Source organism: Streptomyces sp., from assembly GCF_036524955.1.
In the GTDB taxonomy this organism is placed as follows: Bacteria; Actinomycetota; Actinomycetes; order Streptomycetales; family Streptomycetaceae; genus Actinacidiphila.
On the sequence record NZ_DATDBG010000037.1, the window covers coordinates 1 to 4,754 of the forward strand.

At 70.8% G+C, this 4,754-nt stretch carries 4 protein-coding genes; all 4 read right to left on the minus strand.

What is annotated here, in order from left to right:
* Positions 1-24 precede the first annotated feature (24 nt).
* Entirely contained in the window at positions 25-1,215 is a 1,191-nt protein-coding gene (gene secF / locus VIW71_RS03130; protein ID WP_331620351.1) for a protein translocase subunit SecF, read from the minus strand.
* Entirely contained in the window at positions 1,215-2,978 is a 1,764-nt protein-coding gene (gene secD / locus VIW71_RS03135) for a protein translocase subunit SecD (RefSeq protein WP_331620353.1), read from the minus strand. The genes secF and secD overlap by 1 nt, the downstream gene beginning before the upstream one ends.
* Before the next feature lie 78 nt (positions 2,979-3,056).
* On the minus strand, positions 3,057-3,533 hold the full coding sequence (gene yajC / locus VIW71_RS03140; RefSeq protein ID WP_331620355.1) for a preprotein translocase subunit YajC: 477 nt from the start codon (positions 3,531-3,533) through the stop codon (positions 3,057-3,059).
* Between the two features lie 163 nt (positions 3,534-3,696).
* Positions 3,697-4,752, minus strand: coding sequence for a Holliday junction branch migration DNA helicase RuvB (ruvB, locus tag VIW71_RS03145; RefSeq protein WP_331620356.1), 1,056 nt, complete (start codon positions 4,750-4,752; stop codon positions 3,697-3,699).
* Positions 4,753-4,754: the final 2 nt, after the last annotated feature.

The following is a 4,754-nucleotide window of genomic DNA, read 5'->3' on the forward strand; positions in this document are numbered from 1 at the left end:
CGGAGGGGCGGCGACGGCCGGCGGTCAGCGCCGCTTGCCGGAGGGGCGGCCCCGGCCGCGGTTGCCGCGGCTCGCGGGCTGGTTGCGGGCCGGGCGGGCGCCCGTGGACGACGCGGACGCCGGGCCCTGGGCACGCGGGCCGACCACGCCGGCCGCCGCCGGAGCGGCCGGTCCGTCCTCCTCGCCCCGGTCCGCGTCCTCGCCCTCCGTCTCGCCGCGGGCCGCCGCCTCCGCGGCCTTCGCCGTGTCGGCCGCTCGCCGGGCCTGCACCCGCTTGCGCAGCGCCTTCATCTGCGGCTCGCGCTCCTTGAGGTCCGCGACGAGCGGGGTCGCGATGAAGATGGAGGAGTACGCGCCGGCGGTGAGGCCGACGAACAGCGCGAGCGCGATGTCGTTGAGCATGCCCGCGCCGAGGATGCCGCCGCCGATGAACAGCAGCGCGCCGACCGGCAGCAGCGCGACGACCGTGGTGTTGATCGACCGGACCAGCGTGCCGTTGAGGCTGCGGTTGGCCAGTTCGCTGTACGTGTGGCGGTTCTGCTTGGTGATGTCCTTGGTGGCTTCCTTGAGACCGTCGAAGACGACGACGGTGTCGTAGAGGGAGTAACCGAGGATGGTGAGCAGACCGATCACGGTGCCCGGGGTGACCTCGAAGCCCACGATGGCGTACACGCCCGTGGTGATCGTGAGGTCGTGCAGCAGGGCGACCAGCGCGGCCACAGCCATGCGCCACTCGAAGGCGATGGCGAGGTAGGCGACCACCAGGACCAGGAAGATGATCAGACCTTCCAGGGCCTTCTGGGAGATCTCCTTGCCCCAGCTCGGGCCGACGATCTCCGCGTCGATCTTCGACGAGGTCATCCCGAGGTCCTTGGCGATCTCCTGCTGGACCTGCTTGGAGGTGTCGGTGGAGATCTCGCTGATCTGGATGCGCAGGTTGCCGTTGCCCAGCTTCTGGATGGTGGCGTTGTGACCGCCGGTGTGACCGGAGATCCTGTCCTGCGCGTCGGAGACCGAGATCGAGGTCTTGGGGGTGGTGAAGACCGCACCGCCGGAGAACTCGATGCCCTGCTTGAGGCCGTTCACCGCGAGCCCGACGATCGCGGCGACCGTGATCAGGATCGAGAGCCCGTACCAGTACTTGCGCCGGCCGACGAAGTCGTAACTGATCTCGCCCCGGTGCAGCCGGTGACCGAGATTGCCGAGTTTGGACATCAGGCTTCCTTCGTCTCGGTGCTGGACGGGCGGCGGACACGGCGCAGCGGGGCCTGGACCCCGAGGCTCTTCGGGTCGAGGCCGGACCACTTGCTGCCGCGGGCGAAGAACGGCCGACGGGCGAGGATCGTCATCAGCGGCTTGGTGAACAGGAACACCACGGCGACATCGAGCAGGGTGGTCAGGCCGAGCGTGAAGGCGAAGCCCTGGACCTTGCCGACGGACACCACGAACAGCACCGCGGCGGCGAGGAAGGAGACGAAGTCCGACACCAGGATGGTGCGCCGGGCGCGCGGCCAGCCGCGGGCCACGGCCGGTTGCAGGGACCGGCCTTCGCGCAGCTCGTCCCTTATGCGTTCGAAGAACACGATGAACGAGTCGGCGGTGATACCGATGGCCACGATGGCTCCGCAGACCGCCGGCAGGTTGAGCGCGAAGCCGATCGCCGGGCCGAGCAGGCACATGATCGTGTACGTGAGCGCGGCCGACACCATCAGGCTGACGATCGCCACGCCGCCGAGGCCGCGGTAGTAGCTCAGCATGTACACCACGACCAGGGCGAGGCCGACGGCGCCGGCGATCAGGCCGCCGCGCAGCTGCTCGCCGCCGAGAGCGGCCGAGACGGTGGTCTTGTCGGAGATGTTGAACGCCAGCGGCAGGGAGCCGTACTTCAGCACGTTCGCCAGGTCCTCGGCGCTCTTCTGGCTGAAGGAGCCGGAGATCTGCGCGCTGCCGCCGGGCAGCGCCTGGGAGACCGAGGGCGCGGAGACCACGTCGCCGTCGAGGTCGATGGCGAACTGGTTGTTCGGCGACTGCTGGCGGGACAGGTCGCCGGTGACGGTGGTGAACTGCTTGGCGCCCTTGGAGTCGAAGGTCAGGTTGACCACCCAGCCGTTGCCCTGCTGGGAGTCGAAGGCCGCGCTGGCGCCGGAGACCCGCTTGCCGTCGATCAGGGTCGGGCCGAGCGCGTACTTGAACCAGTGCCCCTCGACCTGCCCGCAGGCGACGACCTTGTCGCCGGGCTTGGTGCCCTCGCTCGCGGCGGTGCGCTGCTTGGCGTTGGTGCAGTCCAGCGCGGACAGCTTGGCCTGGAGGTCGGCCGGGACCGAGGTGTCGGCGGGCGCGGCGCCGGCGGTGTCGCCCGTCGAACCGCTCGGGGACGGGGCGGGGACCGGCGTGGGGGCCTTGAGCGCGTCGGTGACCGCCCGGCCCTGGGTGGCGGAGGCCGTCGGGGTGGCGGTCGGCGTCGACTTCGCGGAGGGGGTGGCACTCGCGGGGGCCGAGGAGCCGGGCTTCGGCGTGCCGGACGACTTCGGCGTCGGGCTGGTCGACGGGCTCGGGGGGGTCTTGGCGGGCTCACCGTCCACCTGGGCCAGCACCTGGCGGAAGTAGAGCTGGGCGGTGGTGCCCACCTGCTTCTCCGCCTCGTCGGCGTTGGTGCCCTTGGGGATGTTGACGATGATGTTCTTCGAACCCTGGGTCTGCACCTCCGCCTCGGAGACGCCCAGCCCGTTGACCCGGCGGTTGATGATGCCGACCGCCGTGTCCATGTTGGACTTGGTGACCGCGCTGCCCTGGTCGGGCTTGGCGGTCAGCGTGATGCTGACACCGCCCGCGAGGTCGATACCCAACCGGGGAGTGGTGTTGCCGGAGAGAAACATGCCTCCGGTCAGCGCCACCAGGGCGATGAGGATCACGGCCAGTGCGCGCCCGGGGTATCCCTGACTCCCCGAGGACCTGCGGCCCTTCTTGGCTGCTGCCACCTTCTTGTTTCTCCCTGTCCTACCACCCCGGAGCCGCGCGCTCGCGGGGTGGCCACGAGTGTGAGTGAGAACGGGCCGTTACTTGGCGTCGGTGGTGGTGCCGGAGCCGTCCTGCTCCGGCGCGCCCTCGGACTTCTTGAGCTCGACGTGCTCGACGGCCTCGGCGCGGTCGTCACTCGGCGTCCGGTCTTTGCCGGGCGCGTCGTCCAACGCCGCGGCGTCCCCGGTGGCCGCGGCGGCGGCCGTCTCCTCGGCGTCCTCCGGCTCCTCCGGCTCGATGCCGTGCACGATGCGGTTGAAGTCCTCCTCGGAGAGCACCGCGCCGATGGCGTTCTTGGTGAAGTGCGCGTGCACGCCGTCGGTCAGCTCCAGCAGCACCGTCTCCTCGTTGACCTCCTTCACCACCGCGTACATGCCGCCGATGGTGCGGACGCCGGAGCCCGGCTCCATTTGATTGCGCATCTCCAACGCCTGGCGCTGCTTGGTCCTTGCTGAACGGGTCATGAGGAACATGACGCCGATCATGACGATGAAGACGAGGATCAGGGGATTCACGGTCTGGACGTTCCTTCGCGCGGCCGGCGTGGCGCCGGCCTGGGTTTCGGGATATGTATGCCGATCCAGAGGAAGGGCGTCGGCGGAGTCTAAGCGCTGGCTCGCCGCTGGAACAACGCCAAGCATGGCACTGGGGTTCCTGGACGGGCGAGTGTATCGGACGTCACGGACCGAACAGCCCGGTCTGTCCGGGTCCCGCCACCCCCTGACCCGCTCCCCCGGCACCGTGCGGCGGTACGAGTCCCAGGTGCGCCCAGGCGGCCTGGGTGGCCACCCGGCCCCTGGGCGTACGGGCCAGCAGCCCCTCGCGGACCAGGAACGGCTCGGCGACCTCCTCCACGGTCTCACGTTCCTCGCCGACCGCGACGGCCAGCGTGGACAGGCCCACCGGGCCGCCGCCGAAGAGTCTGAGCAGCGCCTGCAGCACGGCACGGTCCAGCCGGTCCAGGCCGCGGGCGTCCACCTCGTACACCTCAAGGGCCCGCGCGGCGATCTCGCGGGTGATCACGCCGTCCGCCCTGACCTGCGCGTAGTCCCGGACCCGGCGCAGCAGCCGGTTGGCGATCCGGGGGGTGCCACGGGAGCGTCCGGCGATCTCGGCGGCACCGTCGGGGGCGATGTGCACGTCCAGCAGGCCGGCCGAGCGGTGGATCACCCGCTCCAGTTCGGCGGGGGCGTAGAACTCCATGTGGCCGGTGAAGCCGAACCGGTCGCGCAGCGGCGGCGGCAGCAGGCCGGCCCGGGTGGTCGCGCCGACGAGGGTGAACGGCGGCAACTCCAGCGGGATGGCGGTGGCGCCCGGGCCCTTCCCGACGATCACGTCGACCCGGAAGTCCTCCATCGCCATGTAGAGCATCTCCTCGGCGGGCCGGGACATGCGGTGGATCTCGTCGACGAAGAGGACGTCGCCCTCGTTCATCCCGGACAGGATCGCGGCGAGGTCGCCGGCATGGGTGATCGCCGGGCCGCTGGTGAGCCGGAGCGGCGACGACATCTCGCTGGCGATGATCATCGCCAGGGTCGTCTTGCCCAGACCCGGAGGCCCCGAGAGCAGCACGTGGTCCGGCGCCCGGCCGCGCCGACGGGCCGCCTCGAGGACCAGACCCAGCTGGTCCCGGACCCGGACCTGGCCGACGACCTCGTCCAGCGACCGGGGCCGCAGTGCCGCCTCGATCGTCCGCTCGTCACCGTCGGCCTCCGCGGCGGTCAGCGACGACAGGT